Here is a 21929-nt window from a genome sequence, read left to right as displayed (position 1 = left end):
GAGCGGGCGCGCCCGCGAAGAGGCAGGCACGGTCTCAAGGCAAGGGCTTGGCCAGCCGCGCCGGGTTGCGAGCCGCCAGGCCGGCAAATACGTAGTACAGCGCCCCACCGAGCAACGAGCCGGTGAACCAGCCGTAGTCGTAGAACCAACTGAAACTGCTGTTGCCAATCGCCATCACCGTCAGCCCAACCGGCAAAGCGAAGGCGGCGAACCCCGCCCAGTTCCACGCCGGGTACACGTCGTCGCGGTACAACCCGGCCAGGTCGAGCTTTTGCCGACGGATCAGGAAGTAGTCCACCACCATGATCCCGGCAATCGGCCCGAGCAGGCTGGAATAGCCCAGCAACCAGTTGGAATACACGCTTTCCAGGCTCAGGTCGGAGACGATCCAACCCAGCTTCTTCAGCAACTCATGGCCCATCAGCGCCAGGCCGATGAAGCCGGTTAGCCATACCGCGCGGCTGCGCCCGATCAGGCGTGGGGCGATGTTCTGGAAGTCGTTGGTCGGCGATACGATGTTCGCCGCCGTGTTGGTCGACAAGGTGGCGATCACGATCAACGCCATCGCCAAGGCCACCCAGAACGGGCTGTGGATCTTGCCGATCAGGCTGACCGGATCGGACACCGTCTCGCCCACCAGCGACGCCGAGGCAGCGGTCAACACCACGCCCAAGGCAGCGAACAGGAACATGGTCAACGGCAGGCCGAAGATCTGCCCGAGAATCTGGTCCTTCTGGCTACGGGCGTAACGGCTGAAGTCGGGAATGTTCAGCGACAACGTGGCCCAGAAACCGACCATGGCGGTAAGCCCTGCGCAGAAGTAGCTGACCACGCTCGCCCCTTCCGGGCGCTTGGGTGGCTGGGCCAGCAGTTCGGTCATCGACATGTGCGGCAAGGCCCAGACCAACAGGCCGATACCCACGGCCACCAGCAGCGGTGCCGACAGCGTTTCCAGCCACTTGATCGACTCGGCGCCGCGCAGTACCACCCACAGGTTCAGGCACCAGAAGATCATGAAGCCAATCACCTCGCCGGTGCCGCCCAAGGCCTTCCAGCCATCGAACACCGAGCCGAGGAACAGGTGAATGGCCAGCCCGCCGAACATGGTCTGGATACCAAACCAGCCACAGGCGACCACCGCACGGATCAGGCAGGGTACGTTGGAGCCGAGAATGCCGAACGACGACCGCAGCAGTACCGGGAACGGGATGCCGTACTTGGTGCCGGGGAAGGCGTTGAGGGTGAGCGGGATCAGCACGATCACGTTGGCCAGCAGAATCGCCAACAGCGCTTCGCCGACACTCAGGCCAAAGTAGGCGGTGAGCACGCCGCCCAGGGTGTAGGTAGGCACACAGATTGACATGCCCACCCACAGGGCGGTGATGTGCCATTTGTTCCAGGTGCGCTGGTGCACCTTGGTCGGTGCGATGTCGTGGTTGTAGCGCGGGCTGTCGAGGACATCGCTGCCCTCGGACAGTTCGAACAAGCCACCCTGCTCGACCACTTCCGATCTGCTCTGTTGCATGGGCCCTTCTCCAGATTTTCTTGTAGTTGTTTGCTCATCGGGCTAATTCGATGGCCGGAGTACACACGCGGATTGGTGATTAGAAATCTTGACCAGAATTTCATCTTGTCAAGTTAGTCAAAAACCTCTGAAAGCCCCGTAGTCAGTAGGTCATTAAAAATTAACTGTTTATTATCAATTAGTTAAAAACCACAAAAATTGTGGGAAAAAATTCTTGCTGATTTACGGATCCGCATCTAGCCTCCAATCTTGTCAGACCTGACAGGATTAACCGCCCTGCCGGCCCGACACCCAAGACAATTCCAAGAACCGGCCCAGACCGGTCAGCCTGCGAGGAAAACGGCATGTCCCTGTTGATCCGTGGCGCCACCGTGGTTACCCACGAAGAGAGTTATCCCGCCGATGTCCTGTGTGCCGATGGCCTGATCCGTGCCATCGGGCAAAACCTCGAACCCCCTACCGACTGCGAGATCCTCGACGGCAGCGGCCAGTACCTGATGCCTGGCGGCATCGACCCGCACACCCATATGCAGTTGCCGTTCATGGGCACCGTGGCCAGCGAGGACTTCTTCAGCGGCACCGCCGCGGGCCTGGCGGGCGGCACCACATCGATCATCGACTTCGTCATTCCCAACCCGCAGCAGTCGTTGCTGGAAGCGTTCCACACCTGGCGCGGCTGGGCGCAGAAAAGTGCCAGCGACTACGGCTTCCACGTCGCCATCACCTGGTGGAGCGAGCAGGTGGCCGAAGAGATGGGCGAGCTGGTGGCCAAACACGGGGTGAACAGCTTCAAGCACTTCATGGCCTACAAGAATGCGATCATGGCCGCCGACGACACCCTGGTGGCCAGCTTCGAGCGCTGCCTGCAACTGGGCGCGGTACCCACCGTGCATGCCGAGAACGGCGAACTGGTGTACCACCTGCAGAAAAAGCTGCTGGCCCAGGGCCTGACCGGGCCGGAAGCCCACCCGCTGTCACGCCCCTCGCAGGTTGAAGGCGAGGCGGCCAGCCGCGCCATCCGCATTGCCGAAACCCTCGGCACGCCGCTGTACCTGGTGCACATTTCCAGCCGCGAGGCACTGGATGAAATCGCCTACGCCCGGGGCAAGGGCCAGCCGGTGTATGGCGAGGTGCTGCCCGGCCACCTGTTGCTGGACGACAGCGTCTACCGTGACCCGGACTGGGCCACCGCTGCCGGCTACGTGATGAGCCCGCCGTTCCGCCCGCGCGAGCATCAGGAGGCGCTGTGGCGCGGCTTGCAGTCAGGCAACCTGCACACCACCGCCACCGACCATTGCTGCTTCTGCGCCGAGCAGAAAGCCATGGGCCGCGACGATTTCAGCCGTATCCCCAACGGCACCGCCGGCATCGAAGACCGCATGGTGGTGCTGTGGGATGCCGGGGTCAACAGTGGCCGCCTGTCGATGCATGAGTTCGTCGCGCTGACCTCCACCAACACGGCGAAAATCTTCAACCTGTTCCCGCGCAAGGGCGCCATCCGCGTGGGGGCCGATGCCGACCTGGTGCTGTGGGACCCGCAGGGCACCCGCACCATTTCCGCCCAGACCCATCACCAGCGCGTGGACTTCAACATCTTCGAAGGCCGTACCGTGCGCGGTATCCCCAGCCACACCATCAGCCAGGGCAAGGTGCTCTGGGCCGATGGCGACCTGCGCGCCGAAGCCGGTGCGGGGCGGTATGTGGAGCGGCCGGCGTATCCGTCGGTGTATGAGGTGCTGGGGCGCAGGGCCGAGCAGCAGCGGCCGACGCCCGTTCAGCGTTAATGCCATTGGGGCTGCAACGCAGCCCATCGCAGGCGTGCGCGGTCCCTTGTAGGAGCGACCTTGTGTCGCGATGGGCCGCGCAGCGGCCCCAAAACCCATCGCATTACCTGTCGCCTGCCCCCATAAAAAATAGAGAGGCAACAACCGTGATCGACGCCCTGAACCACTTGCCGCGCCCCCGGGCCGGTGCCGACCAATTGGCCGAGCGCTTCAGCGACCTGGCCCCACCCCTCACCGCCCGCCAGGCCGCGGTAGAAAGTGCACGCTGCCTGTACTGTTACGACGCGCCCTGCGTCAACGCGTGCCCCAGCGAAATCGATATCCCCTCGTTCATCCACCGCATCAGCGACGAAAACCTGCAGGGCGCTGCCGAGCGGATTCTTTCGGCCAACATCCTCGGCGGCAGTTGCGCCCGCGTGTGCCCCACCGAAATCCTCTGCCAGCAAGCCTGTGTGCGCAACAACGCCCAGGAATGCGCGCCGGTGCTGATCGGCCAGTTGCAGCGCTACGCCCTGGACAACGCCCAATTCAGCGAGCACCCGTTCAAGCGCTCGCCAGCCACTGGCAAGCGCATTGCCGTGGTTGGCGCCGGCCCTGCCGGGCTGTCCTGCGCCCATCGGCTGGCCATGCACGGGCATGACGTGGTGGTGTACGAGGCCTGTGACAAGGCGGGCGGCCTCAACGAGTACGGCATCGCCCGTTACAAGCTGGTGGACGACTATGCCCAGCGTGAAGTGGAGTTCCTGTTGGGTATTGGCGGCATTGAAGTTCGCCATGGCCAGCGCCTGGGTGGCAACCTCAGCCTGGGCGAGCTGCGCGACCAGTACGATGCGGTGTTCCTGGGCCTCGGCCTGAATGCCGTGCGCCAGCTGGGCTTGCCAGATGAAGAAGCCCCAGGCCTGCTCGCCGCCACCGCGTACATCCGCGAGCTACGCCAGGCCGAGGACCTGACCCAGCTGCCCTTGGCCGACCGCTGCCTGGTGATCGGTGCCGGCAACACCGCCATCGACATGGCCGTGCAAATGAGCCGGCTGGGTGCCCGCGACGTCAACCTGGTGTACCGCCGTGGTCACGCCGACATGGGCGCCACCGGCCACGAACAGGACATCGCCAAGGCCAACCAGGTGCGCTTGCACACCTGGGCCCGTCCTGATGCCGTGCTGCTGGACGATACCGGCAAGGTGCGCGGCATGCGCTTTGCCCGCACCGAGCTGGCGGACGGCCGCCTGCGCGATACCGGCGAAACCTTCGAGCTGGCCGCCGATGCCATCTTCAAGGCCATCGGCCAACGCTTCGACGATGCCAGCCTTGGCGACCCAGTGGCCGCACAACTTGCCCGCGACGGTGAACGCATTCGCGTCGATGAAACGATGCGGACCAGCCTGCCTGGCGTATACGCCGGCGGCGACTGCACCGCGCTGGGCCAGGACCTCACCGTCCAGGCCGTGCAACACGGCAAGCTGGCCGCCGAAGCCATCCATGCCCATCTCATGCTCAACGTGGAGGCAGCATAAATGGCCGACTTGTCTATCGTATTTGCCGGTATCAAGGCACCCAACCCGTTCTGGCTGGCCTCCGCACCGCCAACCGACAAAGCCTATAACGTGGTCCGCGCCTTCGAGGCCGGCTGGGGCGGCGTGGTCTGGAAAACGCTGGGCGAGGACCCGGCGGCGGTCAACGTATCGTCGCGCTACTCGGCGCACTACGGCGCCAACCGCCTGGTACAGGGCATCAACAACATCGAGCTGATCACCGATCGTTCGCTGGACATCAACCTGCGTGAAATCACCCAGGTGAAGAAGGACTGGCCCGACCGCGCCTTGATCGTGTCGCTGATGGTGCCGTGCGTGGAAGAATCGTGGAAGTTCATTCTGCCGCTGGTGGAAGCCACCGGGGCCGATGGCATCGAACTGAACTTCGGCTGCCCGCACGGCATGCCGGAGCGCGGCATGGGCGCGGCGGTGGGCCAGGTGCCGGAATACGTGGAAATGGTCACCCGCTGGTGCAAGACGCACTGCTCGCTGCCGGTGATCGTCAAACTCACGCCGAACATCACCGACATTCGCCAGTCGGCCCGCGCCGCCCACCGTGGTGGGGCCGATGCGGTGTCGTTGATCAACACCATCAACTCGATCACCAGCGTCGACCTGGACCGCATGGTGGCCCACCCCATCGTCGGTGACCAGAGCACCCACGGCGGTTACTGCGGTTCGGCAGTGAAGCCGATTGCCCTGAACATGGTGGCGGAAATTGCCCGCGACCCGGAAACCCACGGTTTGCCGATTTGTGGCATCGGCGGCATCGGCAACTGGCGGGATGCGGCGGAGTTCATGGCCCTGGGCAGCGGCGCCGTGCAGGTGTGCACGGCGGCAATGCTGCATGGCTTCCGTATTGTCGAGGACATGAAAGACGGCCTGGCACGCTGGATGGACCAGCATGGGCATCGCGATATCGAGGCATTTCGCGGGCAGGCAGTGGGGCATACCACCGACTGGAAGTACCTGGACATCAACTACAAGTCGGTGGCGCATATCGACCAGGAGGCCTGTATTGGCTGTGGGCGCTGCCACATTGCGTGTGAGGATACCTCGCACCAGGCGATTGCCAGTACGCTCAAGGCTGACGGGACCCATGCCTACAGCGTGATCGAAGAGGAATGCGTGGGCTGCAACCTGTGCCAAATCACTTGCCCGGTTGAAAACTGCATCGAGATGGAGGCGCAGGATACTGGCAAGCCATACCTGAACTGGACCCAGGACCCGCGCAACCCCTACCGCGAGGCCAGTTGAGGCAACGGGGGCTGCCATGCAGCCCTTCGCGGGCTTGCCCGCTCCCACAGCAGCTAAGGGCAGTGCAAAACCTGTGGGAGCGGGCAAGCCCGCGAAGGGCCGCGCGGCGGCTCCAATTGCCAATTCAAGGCTGCAGCCCGATCCCCCGCAAGATCACGCAGGTCACAGTCTGCACCGCACTCTCGAACGCCATGTCCGACAGCACCTCTCCGCCGTTGAGCAACTGCACCTGGTAACCAAAGTCCGCATAGTGCTGGGTAGAGGCCCAGATCATGTACAGCAGGGCCGACGGCTCCACCGGCAGAATCCGCCCCTCCTCCACCCAACGGCGGATCTTGGCTTCTTTCAGCTTGGCCCAGGGCACCAGGCTTTCATCCAGGTTCACCCCCAACACCGGCGCCCCGTGCAGCATCTCTTCGGCCCAGATCTTCGAGCCCAGCGGCCGCGAACGCGAATGGCCCATCTTCGCCCGGATGTAGCTGGTCAGCACCACGCGCGGGTCGTCGAAGTTCTCGAAGCACAAAGCGTCCTGCTTCCACACATCCAGCAGGTCCTGCAGCACCGCGCGGAACAACTCATCCTTGGTGCTGAAGTAATAATGCAAGTTGGAGCGCGGTAATTCGGCCTGCTCGGCGATATCCCCCATGGAGGTGGCACCGTAGCCCTTTTCGGCGAACACCTTTTCCGCCGCCTGCAAAATTTTCTCGATATTGCGTCGGCGGATTTCGATCTTGTGGTTAGCCATCAGGCTTGGGCCGTCCACACCGCCAGTTCATAACCGTCCGGGTCGATGAAATGGAAGCGCCGCCCGCCGGGAAAGGCGAAGGTGGCCCGGCTGATTTTTGCCCCGGCGGCTTCGACCCTCTGCTGCGTGGCCTCCAGGTCGTCGGCGTACAGGATCACCAGTGGCCCACCCGGGCGTACCGGCTCACCCGTGGTGAAGCCACCGGTCAACCGGCCATCGCTGAACTCGGTATAGGTTGGCCCGTAGTCCGTGAATGCCCAGCCGAACACGCTGCCATAAAAAGCCTTGCTGCGTGCAATGTCACTGACATTGAACTCGATGTTGTCGATCTGCCGGTCAGTACCGCGAATGCCCATGTGTGCTCCGTGCCGAAGGGGTTTGGCCTAGTCTACTCCGGTCCTTTCACACTTTTACATCAGGCGGCCTGAAACAACCGGGTAATCACAGGCTGCTGTCGGTGGCGCGCCTGCCAGATATCATAATCAGCCTGAATGGCCAACCACAGGCGGGCGGTACTGATACCCGCCATCTCCAGGCGTACCGCCAAGTCCGGAGACAGCGCCGCGCGACCATGCAATACGCGCGAAAGCGCTTCGCGAGAAAACCCAAGATGAGACGCGAAAGCCTTCACCGTCAGGCCTAGTGCGGGTAGAACATCTTCACGCAAGGTTTCACCAGGATGTGGCGGATTGTGCAAAGGCATGATTCAGTTCTCCTTTTCAGTGGTAATCAAGGTAATCGACCAGTTCGACATCCGAACCCACGAAGCGAAAGATCAACCTCCAGTTACCAGACACACTGACTGACCAGAAGTCCGATAGCTCTCCTTTGAGCAGATGCAACTGCCAGCCTGGTACGCTCAGATCTCGCGCAGACATGGCGCACTCAAGAAACTGAAGCTGCCGCCTCAAGCGCTGTGCATGAGAAACCTGAATCCCGCGGGTGTTGCCCGTTTCATGAAAAATTCGCAGTCCCTTGTGTCGAAAACTGATGATCATGGTTAGCTCGCCGCGTCCATTTGGGAGACGAGCCAAGTGTGACCCCATGCATCACACGAAGCAAAGTAACATATGTGACGCAATGCGTCACACAATGATTGCCAAGTGACGCGACGCTATCCGCAATTCGCCCGATCACGCACCGGGCACTGCGCTCTGTGCAGGTTCAGCGCGGTGTTGATGATGCCGATATGGCTGAACGCCTGGGGGAAGTTGCCGAGCATGCGCTGGCCGGCCGGGTCGTACTGTTCGGCCAGTAGGCCGAGGTCGTTGCACAGGCCAGTCAGGCGTTCGTACAAGTCCTGCGCTTCTTGCTGGCGACCCAGCAGTACGTAAACATCGGCCAACCAGAACGAACACACCAGGAACGTGCCCTCGCCTGGCGTCAGGCCGTCGCTGCAGCTGTCACTGTCGTAGCGCAGCAGCAGGCCGTTCTTCAGCAGGCGCTGTTCGATCTGTTCGAGCGTGCGCAAAAAGCGTGGGTCATCTGCTGGCAGGAAGCCGGTCAGGGCAATCTGCAACAGGCTGGCGTCCATTTCGGTCGAGCCATAAGCCTGGACGAAAAACTGGCCGCTGGCGTCCAGGCCGTGCTCGCACACTTCGCGGTGAATCTCGTCAGCCACCTGGCGGTAATGCTGCCCGCGCTCGCGGCCTTCTTCAGTGGTGTCGGCCAGCCCTGCGGCACGGTCGAAAGCGACCCAGGCCATCACCTTGGAGTGCACGAACTGCTGCCGGCCACCGCGCACTTCCCAGATACCTTCGTCCGGATCGCGCCAGATACGTTCGACGTAAGGCAGGATCAAGCGGGAGATGGCGGCGCTGCGCGGATGACGCGGCAAGCCGCCTTTGATCGCCTGGCTCATGGCATCGGCCAGTTCACCATAGATGTCCAACTGCATCTGCTGCGAGGCTGCATTGCCAACCCGCACGGGTTGCGAACGCTCGTAACCGGCCAGCCATGGCAAGGTGTACTCCTGCAGGTCGCGCTCACCGGCCAGGCCGTACATGATCTGCATTTGCTCGGGGTTGCCGGCCACCGAGCGCAGCAGCCATTCACGCCAGGCCTGGGCCTCGTCGAAGTAGCCGAGGTTCATGAAGGCCAGCAGGGTCATGGTCGCATCGCGCAGCCAGCAGAAGCGGTAGTCCCAGTTGCGTTCGCCGCCTACACGTTCGGGTAGCGAGGTGGTGACGGCCGCGACGATGCCGCCAGTGGGGGCATAAGTCATGGCCTTGAGGGTGAGCAGTGAGCGCCGCACCAGCGCTGTATAGGGGCCTACCTGCGGGCAACGGGCGGCGAATGCCTGCCATTGGTCGACCGTTTGGGCAAAGGCCTGGTCGACATCGCTGTCGGGCTGCACCGGCAGGTGCGAAGGCTGATGGCGCAGGCTGAAGACCTGGCGCTGGCCCGCGCTCACGCGAAAACGGGCGACCGTATGGTGGTCGCGGGCATGCGGGGGCACGGTGCTGCACAGGATCAGCCGGTCAGGGCCGGCTACGGCGCTGAGGGTCAGTGGGTCGAGCCGTTCGACCCAAGGCACGCTGCGACCGTAGTCAAAGCGCATGACCAGGTCCATTTCAAAGTTGGTTTCGCCAAACAGGCCTTCGACGATGCGCACCACCGAATTGACTTCACCCAGCGGCATGAAGTCGAGTACGCGGGCCCGACCGGTTGCGGTCACCCAGGTGGTTTCCAGTACCAAGGTATCGTCCAGGTACTGGCGGCTGCTGTGTTCGACCGGGTCGCAAGGTGCCAGGCGCCAGCGGCCATTTTCTTCGTTGCCCAGCAGGGCGGCGAATACAGCGGGGGCGTCGAAGCGTGGCAGGCACAGCCAATCGAGCGAGCCATCGCGGCTGATCAGGGCGGCGCTGCGGCAGTTGCCCAGCAGGGCGTAGTCTTCGATGTGGGCGGGCATTGGGTCTCCATTGTGTGGTTGCCTGTGCCGGCCTCTTCGCGGGCTTGCCCGCTCCCACAGGGGCACCACGCCTTCAAGGGTTGTGGTGTTCCGGTGGGAGCGGGCAAGCCCGCGAAAAGGCCGGCACAGGCTTACAAAAACTCAGCCCAACCGGTGCCACTCGCGCTTGTCCCGCGCCAGCAATTCATTGCCAGCCTCGGGCCCGTCTTCGCCAGCCGGGTACTCATGCACTTCGCCGCCCTGGGCCCAGGCATCGAGAAACGGCTGCACCGCTCGCCAGCCGTTTTCGATATTGTCGGCCCGCTGGAACAGGGTCTGGTCACCGGTCAGGCAGTCGTAGATCAGCGTCTCGTAGCCGGTCGCCGGGGTCATCTGGAAGAAGTCCTTGTAGGCAAAACCCAGCTCGACATTCTCCATCACCAGCTCCGGGCCGGGCCGCTTGGCCTGCAGGTCGAACCACATGCCTTCGTTGGGCTGGATCTGGATTTTCAGGTAGTTGGGCTTGGGCCGCTCCAGCTCCGACTCGCGAAACTGCGCATACGGCGCGGGCTTGAAGCAAATGGCGATCTCGGTGTCGCGCACGCTCATGCGCTTGCCGGTGCGCAAGTAGAACGGCACACCCGCCCAGCGCCAGTTGTCGATCATCACCTTCAGCGCCACGTAGGTTTCGATCTGGCTGTCAGGCGCGACGTTGGCCTCGTGGCGGTAGCCGGGCAACTGCTTGCGCCCCTGCTTGCCGGCGCTGTACTGGCCGCGCGCGGAATTTTTCAAGGCCATTTTCGCCGACCATGGGCGAATGGCGCCGACTACCTTGGCCTTTTCACCGCGCACCGCATCGGCACCGAACGCGGCGGGCGGCTCCATGGCCACCATCGCCAGCAACTGGAACAAGTGATTGGGCACCATGTCGCGCAGGGCGCCGGTGCTGTCATAGAACGCACCACGGGTTTCGACGCCGACGGTTTCTGCAGCGGTGATCTGCACGTGGTCGATGTAGTGGTTGTTCCAGAACGATTCGAACAGGCCGTTGGAGAAGCGGCTGACCAGAATGTTCTGCACCGTCTCTTTGCCCAGGTAATGGTCGATGCGGTAGATCTGCCGCTCGCCCATCACTTTCAGCAAGCAGGCGTTGAGTGCCTCGGCGCTGGCCAGGTCGGTGCCAAACGGTTTTTCCACCACCACCCGGCGAAAGCCACCTCCAGATTCGTCGAGCAAGCCGGCTTGCCCCAAGCGCTGCGCCACCTCGGGGAAGAAGCGCGGCGAAGTGGCCAGGTAGAAAATGGCATTGCCGTGGCTGGTCTTGGCGATGCGCCTGGCCAGGGCCTGGTAGGTGGCCGGGTCGAGGAAATCGCCAGTCTGGTAATCCAGGCGCTTGGCCAGGCGTGCCCAAAGCTTTTCGTCCAGGCACTTGGCGCTGCCCTGGCCGCCTTTGTCACGCTCGAGCATGAACGCATGCAGCCGCTCGGCGAAATCCTCGGCGCTGGCCGGGTTGTGGTCGACGCCGACGATGCGCAGGTTACGGTCCAGCAAACCGTCACGGCTGAGGTTGTACAGCGCCGGCATCAGCAGGCGCTTGACCAGGTCGCCGTTGGCGCCAAACAGGAACAGGGTACAAGGGGGGGCGGGCGCAATGGTCTGTTTAGTCATTCGCCTTTCTTCTCGACGTGGCCACCGAAGCCCAGGCGCATGGCCGAGAGGATCTTGTCACCGTAAGTGCCCTGCTGCTGGCGTGAACGAAAGCGCGCGAACAGTGCGCTGGACAGCACCGGCACCGGCACCGCCTGCTCGACGGCAGCGTCGATGGTCCAGCGGCCTTCGCCACTGTCGGATACCGAGCCACTGAACTGCGCCAGCTGCGGGTCGGCCACCAGCGCATCGGCGGTGAGGTCGAGCAGCCAAGAAGTCACCACGCTGCCGCGCCGCCACACTTCGGCGATTTCGGCCACGTTCAGATCGAAGCGCTGGTCTTCCGGCAGCTCGTTGCCGCCTTTGCTGCGCAGCAGGTCGAAGCCTTCGGCATAGGCCTGCATCAGGCCGTACTCGATGCCGTTGTGCACCATTTTCACATAGTGCCCGGCGCCGGGTGGGCCGGCATGGATGTAGCCGTGTTCGGCGCGCTGATGCTCGCCGCTGCGGCCATGGGTACGCGGGATATCACCTACGCCCGGCGCCAGCGCCTTGAACAGCGGTTCCAGGCGCTCGAACACGTCCTTTTCGCCGCCGATCATCATGCAGTAGCCGCGGTCCAGGCCCCACACGCCACCGGAGGTGCCGACGTCCAGGTAATGCAGGCCGCGCTTGGCCAACTCGGCGGCGCGGCGCATGTCGTCCTTGTAGAAGGTGTTGCCGCCGTCGATGATCGCATCGCCAGGCTCCAGCATTTCGGCCAGCTGGGCGATGGTCTGCTCGGTGGGCTCGCCGGCTGGCAGCATTACCCACACCGCGCGCGGCGCTTTGAGCTTTTGCACCAGTGCACCGAGGTCGTGCGCGCCCTGGGCGCCCTCGCCCTCCAGGCCGCTGATGGCTTCACGGTTGCGGTCGTGCACCACGGTGCGGTGGCCGGCGCGCATCAGGCGCCTTGCGATATTGCCGCCCATGCGGCCCAGCCCGACGATTCCCAGTTGCATGAGCCAATGCTCCCCTTTCGAAATGGATGACGACACAGTCCAGCTGTTCAGATTAGTCCAGCATGCCGCCCGAGGGTTCAGCGACGAACGGCAAGACCACGATAAACAAAAAAGTTCCCAAGGCCTGCGAAAGAATTCAAAATGCGCCCCGCGTGAAGCGTCTACGCTTTGACTTGTCACCAGCCAAAACCGCGAGGTGTGCTCATGGGTACCTTGATGCCTGCCACTCCACCCCAGACTCTCTATGTCTCCGTGCGCCGTGATGAGCTGCGTAAACTGAAGGATGAACGTGACCAGCTTCGCCAGCAGGTCGCCCAACTGAACCTGCTGCTGGCGCAACAGCGTGATGGCGATAAAGCCGTCAGCCTCTGATACCTCCCCTCCGGCCCTGAACCCTACCGGTAACTGTAGGAGCAGCCTTGCGCTGCGAAAGGGCCAGCCCTGCTAACAAAACGCTCCTGCCGCTACGGCCTCTTCGCAGCACAAGGCTGCTCCTACACCACGGGCCACAGTGCACCATAAAGGTGCATTGCGTACTGCAAGCCACAATTTGGCGCAGCTCGAAACCCCCCTGCCCCACCCTCGCACATCTCTTTTCACATTCAGTCACATACGCCAACGTTTGCGTCTATTCCGCACATAACAATAGTGACCAGCGGGTCACCTTTTTATCACTTTCTCTCCTACACTCGGTTTTCGGCCCGCCATTTGCTCATTGGGAAGAGTGACCAAATTAAGTCGAACTTTCAGGAAAGCCGGCGGGTCATGAACAAAGAGGGCCAGACGCATTGGGCTATTCCCAATCCTCGGCCCACACACCCCACCAGTCCAATCGCCTTTGGCCGGAATGCCGATCGCGCTGTGCCTGCGCGCACGACCCTGGGGCATGGAACGCACTAAGCCGCTTCGAATTTAGAGAGAACCAACACGAAACATCGCCACGGGTGCCAGCACCCGGCCAAGCATAGGGACGGAGAGAAGTATGATCAGTGCCGCTGTCGAGCCTCACGTAGATTCATTCAACCCGGACAACCGCGAACCGCTTACCCCGGATTTCGCCACGACAGGCAAGGCACCCGGCGCCCAGCGCCAGCACAACCCGAACATGCGCAAGATTCTGTTCGTGACCTCGGAAATCGCCGACCTGGTGAAAACCGGCGGCCTGGGTGACGTATCCGCCGCCCTGCCCCGTGCCCTGGCGCACCTGCACGATGTACGGGTGCTCATCCCCGGCTACCGCCAGGTTATGGAAAGCGACAACCCGATCCATATCGTGGGTGAACTGGGCGGCCACGCAGCCCTGCCACCGTGCAAGATCGGGCGCATGGACATGGCCGACGGCCTGGTCATCTATGTGCTGATCTGCCCCGAACTGTATCAACGCGACGGCACACCCTATGGTGCCAACAACGGTCGCGACTGGCCCGACAACCACATCCGCTTCGCCCGCCTGGGCCTGGCTGCCGCCGAAATCGCTGCTGGCGAAGGCAAGATCCACTGGACACCGGAAGTGGTGCACGCGCATGACTGGCCCGCGGGCCTGGCCCCGGCCTACATGCACTGGCGCGGGCTGAGCACGCCAACCCTGTTCACCATCCACAACCTGGCCTACCAGGGTGTGTACAGCCGCGGCTGCAGCCCTGAGCTGGCGATCCCCGATCACGCCATGCAGCAAGAGGGCATGGAGTTCTACGGTAAGCTGTCGTTCCTCAAGGCCGGCCTGGCCTACTCCAGCCACATCACCACGGTCAGCGCCACCTATGCGCGGGAAATCACCACCCCGGAATTCGGCTGCGGCCTGGACGGGTTCCTCGCCAGCAAGGCCCAGCAAGGCCTGCTCGGCGGCATCCCCAACGGCATCGACGAAAGCTGGGACTCGGCCACCGACAAGCACCTGCAGCACAACTTCAGCATCAACGACTGGGAAGGCAAGGCGCGCAACACCCAGGAAGTGCGCGAGCTGTTCGGCCTGGAGGTTTCCGACGGCCCACTGTTCGCCGTGGTCTCGCGGCTGGTCTATCAGAAAGGCCTGGACCTGACCCTGGGCGTGGCCGACTACATCGTCGAGCAGGGCGGGCAGATCGCGATCATTGGCCGTGGCGAGCCAGAGGAAGAACAGGCCATGCGCGAGCTGGCGCTGCGTCACCCTGGCCGCATCGGTGTGCGCATCGGTTTCAACGAAACCGACGCCCGGCGCATGTTCGCCGGCAGCGACTTCCTGCTGATGCCGTCGCGCTACGAGCCATGCGGCTTGAGCCAGATGTACGCGCAGCGCTTCGGCTCGCTGCCGGTGGCGCGCAATACCGGCGGCCTGGCCGACACCATCGAGTGCGGCGTTACCGGCTTCCTGTTCAACGAGTCCACCGTCGAGAGCTACCGCCAGGCACTGAGCCGCGCCTTCTATGTCTATGGCAAGAAAGACCTGCTCAATGCCATGCGCTGCCTGTCGATGACCCAGCCGTTCAACTGGTGCCAGGCGGTGGAACCCTACGCCCGCCTGTACGAGGACCTGGTCAAGCAGGCGCAACTGAGCCACTACTGAGCGGGGTCGGAAGATGCACAGGCATGGCGCACACTTGCTGGACGCCACGTCGGCGCGCTTCGCCCTCTGGGCACCCGATGCGCGCAGCGTGAGCGTGGAACTCGAGCAGCAGCCGGCCATCGAACTGCTGCCCGACAACGATGGCTGGTACACCGGCGTGGCCCCGTGCCGTGCCGGTGACCGTTACCACTACCGTATCGACGGTGAACTGCAAGTGGCCGACCCGGCCTCGCGTTTCCAGCCCGACGGCGTACAGGGGCCGAGCCAGGTGGTGGATGTGGCCGGTTACGCCTGGCAACACCCGTGGCAAGGCCGGCCGTGGCATGAAGCCGTCATCCAGGAGGTGCACGTCGGTCTGCTCGATGGCTACGCCGGCGTTGCCCGGCAACTGCCACGTCTGGCCGAACTGGGCATCAGTGCGGTCGAGCTGATGCCGCTGGGGCAGTTCCCTGGCGAACGCAACTGGGGCTACGACGGCGTATTGCCCTACGCACCGCAGAACACCTACGGCAGCCCCGAACAGCTGTGCGCACTGGTCGACCAGGCCCACGGCCACGGGCTGATGGTGCTGGTGGACGTGGTCTATAACCACTTCGGCCCCGACGGCAATTACCTGCACCAGTACGCCAGCCCGTTCTTCCGCGAGGACCGGCAGACGCCATGGGGCGCGGCCATCGACTTCCGCCGCCCGCAGGTGCGCGAGTACTTCATCCAGAATGCCCTGATGTGGCTGTGCGACTACCGCTGCGACGGCCTGCGCCTGGATGCCGTGCATGCCATCGACCAGCCAGACTTCCTGGTCGAGCTGGCGCAGCGCGTACGTGCGGCGGTGGCGCCAGGCCGCCAGGTGTGGCTGGTGCTGGAAAACGAGCACAACCAGGCCGGCCTGCTGCAACAAGGCTTCGACGCCCAATGGAACGACGACGGCCACAATGCCCTGCATGTGCTGCTGACCGGCGAAACCGAGGGTTACTACGCCGACTACCAACAACGCCCCATCGACCAGCTGGCGCGCTGCCTTGGCGAAGGCTTCGTGTTTCAGGGTCAGGCCAACCGGCATGGCACGCCACGCGGTGAACCCAGCGGGCACCTGCCGCCCAGTGCCTTCGTGTTGTTCCTGCAGAACCACGACCAGATTGGCAACCGAGCGCTCGGTGAGCGCCTGACCCGCCTGTGCCCGCCAGCAGCCCTGCGCGCAGCCACCGGCCTGTTGCTGCTGGCGCCGATGATCCCGCTGCTGTTCATGGGCGACGACGACGGCAGCTGCCGGCCATTCCTGTTCTTCACCGACTTCCATGACACCTTGGCCGACGCCGTGCGCGAAGGCCGCCGAGGTGAGTTCGCCCACTTCACCGCGTTTGCCGACCCCGAGCAACGTGAGCGTATTCCTGACCCCAACGCCGAACAGACCTTCGAGTCATCACGCCCGCTCAACAAGGAAGTGATCGCCGGCTGGCACGGCCTTTACCAGCAACTGCTCGACCTGCGCCGCCGCCACGTCATCCCGCACTTGCCTGGCAGCCGTGCGCTGGGCGCCGAGGTACACGGCGACAAGGCGCTGACCGCGCGCTGGCGGCTGGGCGATGGCAACACCTTGCGTATCGACCTGAACCTGGCCGATACCGCGCAGGCCGTCGAGCTACCCGCGCCATCCACACGGCTGTTCGACAGCAGCGACACCCGGCACCCGGATACCCACCTGGCTGCTTACAGCTGTGTGGTCAGCCTGCTTCCCCCTGCCCAGGAGCGCCCATGAGCGAAACCGCCCTGCACCGCCTGGCGACCCGCGTCGGGCTAAGCCGCGACTGGATCGACGCCAATGCCCGGCCCCAGCGCGTCAGCGACGAAGTGCTGCGCAACATTCTCGAAGGCCTAGGCCACCCGGCCAGCGATGACACGGCCATTGCCGCCAGCCTGCGCGCGGTGGAGGCCGCAGAGGACAGCGAACACCTGCCACCGTTGCTGACCGCCGACCAAGGCCAGCCACTGCCGCTGGCACGCTACTTCAGCGCCGCCAGCGTTGCCCACTGCATCCTGGAAGACCAGGGTTCGGTCACCCTCGACCTTGACGAGCAAGCACGTCTGCCGGGCGACCTGCCGGTTGGCTACCACCAAGTGGAAATCGACAACCGCCGCTTCACCCTGGCCGTGGCCCCGCCACGCTGCCACAGCCTGAAAGACAATGTGCAGCAACCACCACCCCGCTGCTGGGGCCTGGCGGTGCAGCTGTACAGCCTGCGTCGCCCCGGCGATGGTGGCTACGGCGACTGCCTGGCCCTGGAGCAGCTGGCCCGAGCGGCAGCCGAGCGCGGCGCCGATGCCTTGGCCATCAGCCCGATCCACGCCCTGTCGGCCATCGAGCAGGAACACTACAGCCCCTATTCGCCTTCCAGTCGCTTGCTGCTCAACACGTTGTACGCCAGCCCTGCGGCCCTGCTGGGTGAACGGGAGGTGCGCATGGCCATCGAGGCCTGCGGCCTGGAGCAACAACTGGAAGAGCTGGAGCAACGCCCCCTGGTCGACTGGCCACGCGCCGCCGGAGCCCGCCTACGCTTGCTCCAAGCGCTGTACCAGGGTTTCAGCCAAGGCGATCACCCGCTGCGCAGAGATTTCGACAGTTTCCGCGAAGCCGGCGGCCAGGCGCTGGAGCACCACTGCCGCTTCGAGGTGCTGCAGGCCCAGGCGGTGGAGCACGGCCTGGGCGCCGACTGGCGCAACTGGCCGAAGGCCTGGCACGACCCCTACCACGCGGAAGTGGAGGCCTTCGCCAATGCCTATCCGGCCAAGGTCGAGTTCCATGCCTTTTGCCAATGGCTGACCGAACGCGGCCTGCAGCGGGCCCACGAAGCAGCCCGCAGCAACGGCATGACGGTCGGCCTGATCGCCGACCTGGCAGTGGGTGCCGACGGCGCCGGCAGCCAGGCCTGGAGCCGCCAGGACGAACTGCTGGCGGGCCTGAAGGTGGGTGCGCCACCCGACATCCTCAACCGCGCCGGGCAGGATTGGGGAATCTGCGCGTTCTCGCCCGAAGGCCTCAAGCGCAACGGTTACCGCGCCTTCATCGAGATGCTGCGGGCCAACCTCGCCCATGCTGGCGGCCTGCGCATCGACCATGTGATGGGCCTGCGCCGGCTGTGGCTGATCCCGCAGGGCGCCAAACCCAGCGAAGGCGCCTACCTCAATTACCCGCTGGACGATTTGTTGCGCCTGCTGGCGTTGGAGTCGGTGCGCCATCAGGCGATCATCCTTGGCGAAGACCTGGGCACCGTGCCTGATGGCCTGCGCGAGACGCTGGCCGAGAAAGCCGTGCTGGGCATGCGCGTGCTGCCGTTCGAGCAGACCCAGCCAGGCCAGTTCAAGCCGATTCTCGACTGGCCGGACACCGCCCTGGCCACCACCGGCACCCACGACCTTGCCCCGTTGGCCGGTTGGCTGAAAAACCGCGACATCGACTGGAGCCACCGCCTGCAATTGATCGACGCCGCTACCGAGCTGCACTGGCGCCACGACCGCCAGAAAGAACATGACGGCCTGCGCCGTACCCTTGAAGCCAACTATGGCGAGCTCAAGGATGACGACGCCGTGATCGATGCCGCTATCCGTTATGTCGGACACACCCGTGCACCGCTGGTGCTGGTGCCGCTGGAAGACTTGCTGGGCTGCGACGAGCAGCCGAACCTGCCAGGCACCACCCGCGGCCACCCCAACTGGCGGCGACGCTTTGCCCGGCCCGTGCGTGAGCTGCTCGACGACGAGGACGCAGCGCGGCGCCTGGAACTACTCGCCCAGGCCCGCGAACAAGCCTGGGAGCGCGACCAATGAAGCCACTGACCGCGACCCTGCGCCTGCAGTTTCACAGTGATTTCACCCTTGATCACGCCGTGCCGCTAGTACCGTACTTCGCCCAGCTAGGCATCAGCCACCTGTATGCCTCGCCCATCCTCAAGGCCCGCGCCGGCTCGCGCCATGGCTACGACGTGGTCGACCCTACCTGCGTCAACCCCGAGCTTGGCGGCGAGGCGGCGCTGGAGCGACTGGTCGCCGCCCTGCGCCAGCACGGCATGGGCCTGATTCTCGACACTGTGTCCAACCACATGGCCGTGGGCGGTGCCGACAACCCCTGGTGGCAAAGCCTGCTGGCCTGGGGCCGGCGCAGTCCGTACGCGGAGTTCTTCGATATCCAGTGGCATTCCAGCGACCCGCTGCTGGCCGGGCAACTGCTGTTGCCGTTTCTTGGCAACGACTATGGCATGGCCCTGAAGAACGGTGAGATACCGCTGCAGTTCGACAAGCAGCAGGGGCTACTGCAAGTGGCTCATTACGCGCATCGCTTCCCGATCTGCCCGGTCGATTATGGCTGGATTCTCGCCCTCAGCCCGGAACCCGTACTCAAGGCCCTGGCCGAGCACTTCACGGCATTGAACGAATCGACCACCCCACTGGCCGATGCCCTCCCGCTGCAAGCCGAACTGGCACGCCTGGTGCGCGAAGGCGCCGACCTTGAATCGGCCCTGGTGGCCTTCGACAGCCGCAGCGAAGCCGGCTTCAAGCGCCTGCACCTGTTGCTGGAGCGCCAGACCTATCGCCTGGCCAGTTGGCGCACAGCCGCCGACGACATCAACTGGCGGCGCTTCTTCGACATCAACGAGCTCGGCGGCCTGCGCGTGGAGCGCGCCGTGGTGTTCGAAGCCACCCATGCCAAGCTGTTCGAACTCATCGAACGTGGCCTGGTGGACGGCCTGCGCATCGACCATATCGATGGCCTGGCCGACCCGCGTGGCTACTGCCGCAAGCTGCGCCGACGGGTCGATGGCCTGCTGGCTCGGCGGCCGTTGCAAGCGGCACTGGAACACTTCCCGATCTATGTAGAAAAGATCCTCGGCGCAGGCGAGCACCTGCACCGCGACTGGCTCACCGACGGCACCACCGGCTACGAATTCATGAACCAGGTCTCGCTGCTGCAGCACGACCCGGCCGGCGAAACGCCGCTGACCGAGCTGTGGGCGAATGTCGCGGAACGACCGGACTTCCCTGAAGAAGTGCGTCAGGCGCGTCATCTTGTGCTCAATGCCAGCCTGGCCGGTGACTGCGAATCGGTAGCCCAGGCGCTGCTGCAGGTCGCCCGCAACGACCTGATGACCCGCGACCTGACCCTGGGTGCGATTCGCCGGGCCTTGCAGGCGCTGGTGGCGCATTACCCGGTTTACCGCACCTACTTCAACGCCTGCGGGCGCCCGGCTGAGGACGAAGGTTTTTTCCAGCAGGCGCTGGCCAACGCCCGCCACGACCTCGGCGAAGCCGATTGGCCGTTACTGGACCACCTTGAACAATGGCTGGGGGGGCAAGCATGGCGGCAATTGCCGCCGGGCCGCGCCCGCAAGCAACTGCGCCACGCCTGCGTGCGCTTCCAGCAGCTGACCGCGCCCAGCGCCGCCAAAGCCGTGGAAGACACCGCCTTCTACCGCAGTGCTCGGCTGCTGTCGCGCAACGACGTGGGCTTCGAGGCCGAGCATTTCAGTGCCCCGCCCATGCACTTCCATAACGAAGCCCAGCGGCGCCTGCGTGACTTCCCCGATAACCTGCTGGCGACCGCCACCCACGACCACAAGCGCGGCGAAGATACCCGCGCACGCCTGGCCGTGCTCAGCGAACGCGGCCCGTGGCTGGCCAGCCGAGTGGAACATTGGCGAGAACTGGCTGGCCCGCTGCGCGCGCAGCTGGACGATGGCCTGGCACCCAGCCCCGGCGACGAGCTGATGCTGCTGCAAACCCTGCTTGGCAGTTGGCCGCTGGGCCTCGACCTGCATGACGACAACGCCCTGTGCCAGTACGCCGAACGTGTCCGCCAATGGCAACAGAAAGCGCTGCGCGAAGCCAAGTTGCGCAGCAGCTGGAGCGCACCGAACGAAGCCTACGAGGGCGCCTGTGCCCGCTATATCGATGGCCTGCTGCTGGACGGCGAGAACCAGCAGCTGCGCAAATCCGTGGCCGATGCAGCGCAACTGCTGGCCTGCCCGGCCGCCCTCAATGGCCTGGTCCAGGCTCTGCTGCGCATGACTACCCCGGGCGTGCCGGACCTGTATCAGGGCAACGAATACTGGGACTTCAGCCTGGTTGACCCGGATAACCGCCGCCCCGTGGACTACGCTTGCAGACGTCGCACCCTCGACGACGCCACAGCGCCTGCCGAACTGCTGGCGCACTGGCGCGATGGCCGCATCAAGCAGGCCCTGATCGCCAAGGTGCTGGACTGCCGCCAGGCACACGCCGACCTGTTCCGCCGTGGCGCCTATCTGCCGCTGACCGTCCAGGGCCGGCACGCCGACAAGGTGATCGCGTTTGCCCGCCTGGGGGATGGCGAGCGTGCCGTCATCGTCGCGCCACGCCTGGCCAGTACCCTGCTCGGTGGCGCCACCACACCGTTGATCCCGGCACAGAACTGGGACGACACCCGGCTGGTATTGCCGTTTGCCGTGTCACCTGCCAACTCGACGGGACTTTTCCCCTGTGCGGCGGTCAGCTCTTCCAAGGAGCTGATGTTGAGCGCCGTGCTGGCGGAGTTTCCGGTCAACCTGTTGATACAACAATCTTGAGCATCAGGAGCGTCATGATGAGTGTCGATGAAAAGCGTATTCGCGAATTTGCCTACCAGATCTGGGAGTCCGAAGGTAAACCCGCCGGCCAGGAAGACCGCCACTGGGACATGGCCCGCAAGCTGGCCGAGGCCGAGGCATTGGCACCCAAGGCGGCGCCACGCAAGCGGGCGCCGGCCAAGCCCAAAGCCCCTGCCGAGCCCAAGGCGGCTGCCCTGCCTGGTGTTAAACCCGCTGCGGCGAAAAAGCCCCGCGCGGTGAAAAAGCCTTCTGCCGGTTAAGCCTGTACTGGCCTCTTCGCGGGCGCGCCCGCTCCCACAGGTACAACATCCACCTCCACCCCTGTGGAGATGCTGTGGGAGCGGGCAAGCCCGCGAAGAGGCGGACTGCACAATCCCCTCCACCACGGCCAT

General features: G+C 64.3%; 17 protein-coding genes. 9 read left to right on the top strand and 8 right to left on the bottom strand.

Annotation, left to right across the window (positions count from 1 at the left end; all coding sequences use genetic code 11):
- Window positions 1-34: 34 nt before the first annotated feature.
- Window positions 35-1525 carry an NCS1 family nucleobase:cation symporter-1 gene (locus tag ACNFBR_RS06520; RefSeq protein ID WP_416734151.1) on the bottom strand — a complete coding sequence of 497 codons (1491 nt, stop codon included), beginning with the start codon at window positions 1523-1525 and terminating at the stop codon, window positions 35-37.
- A 344-nt stretch (window positions 1526-1869) separates the two neighbouring features.
- On the opposite strand from ACNFBR_RS06520, the gene hydA reads away from it, so the two are divergent.
- From hydA to preA, 3 genes are all read left to right on the top strand, one after another.
- Window positions 1870-3309 carry a dihydropyrimidinase gene (hydA, locus tag ACNFBR_RS06515; RefSeq protein WP_416734150.1) on the top strand — a complete coding sequence of 480 codons (1440 nt, stop codon included), beginning with the start codon at window positions 1870-1872 and terminating at the stop codon, window positions 3307-3309.
- A gap of 146 nt (window positions 3310-3455) precedes the next feature.
- Window positions 3456-4823 carry an NAD(P)-dependent oxidoreductase gene (locus ACNFBR_RS06510; protein WP_416734149.1) on the top strand — a complete coding sequence of 456 codons (1368 nt, stop codon included), beginning with the start codon at window positions 3456-3458 and terminating at the stop codon, window positions 4821-4823.
- The gene (gene preA, locus ACNFBR_RS06505) at window positions 4824-6098 is read left to right on the top strand and encodes an NAD-dependent dihydropyrimidine dehydrogenase subunit PreA (RefSeq protein ID WP_416734148.1); all 1275 of its coding nucleotides are present in this window, start codon (window positions 4824-4826) and stop codon (window positions 6096-6098) included. It abuts the gene before it with no gap.
- 124 nt (window positions 6099-6222) lie between these two features.
- Here preA and ACNFBR_RS06500 read toward each other — a convergent pair whose 3' ends face one another.
- The 7 genes from ACNFBR_RS06500 to gnd all read right to left on the bottom strand — a co-directional run bounded on the left by ACNFBR_RS06500 (window position 6223) and on the right by gnd (window position 12417).
- Complete coding sequence (locus ACNFBR_RS06500; RefSeq protein ID WP_416734147.1) at window positions 6223-6843, bottom strand: TetR/AcrR family transcriptional regulator; 621 nt, start codon at window positions 6841-6843, stop codon at window positions 6223-6225.
- The gene (locus ACNFBR_RS06495) at window positions 6843-7199 is read right to left on the bottom strand and encodes a VOC family protein (protein WP_416734146.1); all 357 of its coding nucleotides are present in this window, start codon (window positions 7197-7199) and stop codon (window positions 6843-6845) included. Before ACNFBR_RS06495 ends, ACNFBR_RS06500 begins: the two co-directional genes overlap by 1 nt.
- Window positions 7200-7258: 59 nt before the next feature.
- On the bottom strand, window positions 7259-7546 hold the full coding sequence (locus ACNFBR_RS06490; protein WP_416734145.1) for a HigA family addiction module antitoxin: 288 nt from the start codon (window positions 7544-7546) through the stop codon (window positions 7259-7261).
- Window positions 7547-7562: 16 nt separating this feature from the next.
- On the bottom strand, window positions 7563-7841 hold the full coding sequence (locus ACNFBR_RS06485; protein WP_416734144.1) for a type II toxin-antitoxin system RelE/ParE family toxin: 279 nt from the start codon (window positions 7839-7841) through the stop codon (window positions 7563-7565).
- A 116-nt stretch (window positions 7842-7957) separates the two neighbouring features.
- The gene (locus ACNFBR_RS06480) at window positions 7958-9754 is read right to left on the bottom strand and encodes a glycoside hydrolase family 15 protein (RefSeq protein WP_416734143.1); all 1797 of its coding nucleotides are present in this window, start codon (window positions 9752-9754) and stop codon (window positions 7958-7960) included.
- Window positions 9755-9895: 141 nt separating this feature from the next.
- A complete protein-coding gene (zwf, locus tag ACNFBR_RS06475) occupies window positions 9896-11401 on the bottom strand; it encodes a glucose-6-phosphate dehydrogenase (RefSeq protein WP_416734142.1) in 1506 nt (501 codons plus the stop codon).
- Window positions 11398-12417: a phosphogluconate dehydrogenase (NAD(+)-dependent, decarboxylating) gene (gene gnd / locus ACNFBR_RS06470; RefSeq protein WP_416734141.1), complete on the bottom strand. Its 1020-nt coding sequence runs from the start codon at window positions 12415-12417 to the stop codon at window positions 11398-11400. Before gnd ends, zwf begins: the two co-directional genes overlap by 4 nt.
- 168 nt (window positions 12418-12585) lie before the next feature.
- Here gnd and ACNFBR_RS06465 point away from each other — a divergent pair, with 168 nt between their 5' ends.
- The 6 genes from ACNFBR_RS06465 to ACNFBR_RS06440 all read left to right on the top strand — a co-directional run bounded on the left by ACNFBR_RS06465 (window position 12586) and on the right by ACNFBR_RS06440 (window position 21797).
- Window positions 12586-12753, top strand: a complete 168-nt coding sequence (locus ACNFBR_RS06465; RefSeq protein ID WP_012273250.1) for a DUF6026 family protein — start codon at window positions 12586-12588, stop codon at window positions 12751-12753.
- Between the two features lie 610 nt (window positions 12754-13363).
- Window positions 13364-14923, top strand: a complete 1560-nt coding sequence (gene glgA / locus ACNFBR_RS06460) for a glycogen synthase GlgA (protein WP_416734140.1) — start codon at window positions 13364-13366, stop codon at window positions 14921-14923.
- 13 nt (window positions 14924-14936) lie between these two features.
- Window positions 14937-16679 (top strand): malto-oligosyltrehalose trehalohydrolase, encoded by a 1743-nt coding sequence (gene treZ, locus ACNFBR_RS06455; RefSeq protein ID WP_416734139.1) that lies wholly within the window; start codon window positions 14937-14939, stop codon window positions 16677-16679.
- Window positions 16676-18745 carry a 4-alpha-glucanotransferase gene (malQ, locus tag ACNFBR_RS06450; RefSeq protein ID WP_416734138.1) on the top strand — a complete coding sequence of 690 codons (2070 nt, stop codon included), beginning with the start codon at window positions 16676-16678 and terminating at the stop codon, window positions 18743-18745. Before treZ ends, malQ begins: the two co-directional genes overlap by 4 nt.
- On the top strand, window positions 18742-21516 hold the full coding sequence (locus ACNFBR_RS06445; RefSeq protein WP_416734137.1) for a malto-oligosyltrehalose synthase: 2775 nt from the start codon (window positions 18742-18744) through the stop codon (window positions 21514-21516). Before malQ ends, ACNFBR_RS06445 begins: the two co-directional genes overlap by 4 nt.
- A gap of 14 nt (window positions 21517-21530) precedes the next feature.
- Entirely contained in the window at window positions 21531-21797 is a 267-nt protein-coding gene (locus tag ACNFBR_RS06440) for a DUF2934 domain-containing protein (protein WP_416734136.1), read from the top strand.
- The last annotated feature ends 132 nt before the right edge of the window (window positions 21798-21929 follow it).

Origin of the sequence: Pseudomonas sp. NY11955, assembly GCF_048068035.1 — a bacterium.
Taxonomy (GTDB): Bacteria; Pseudomonadota; Gammaproteobacteria; order Pseudomonadales; family Pseudomonadaceae; genus Aquipseudomonas.
Note: the sequence above shows the minus strand (reverse complement) of the source record. Positions and strands in the feature narration are given on the sequence as shown.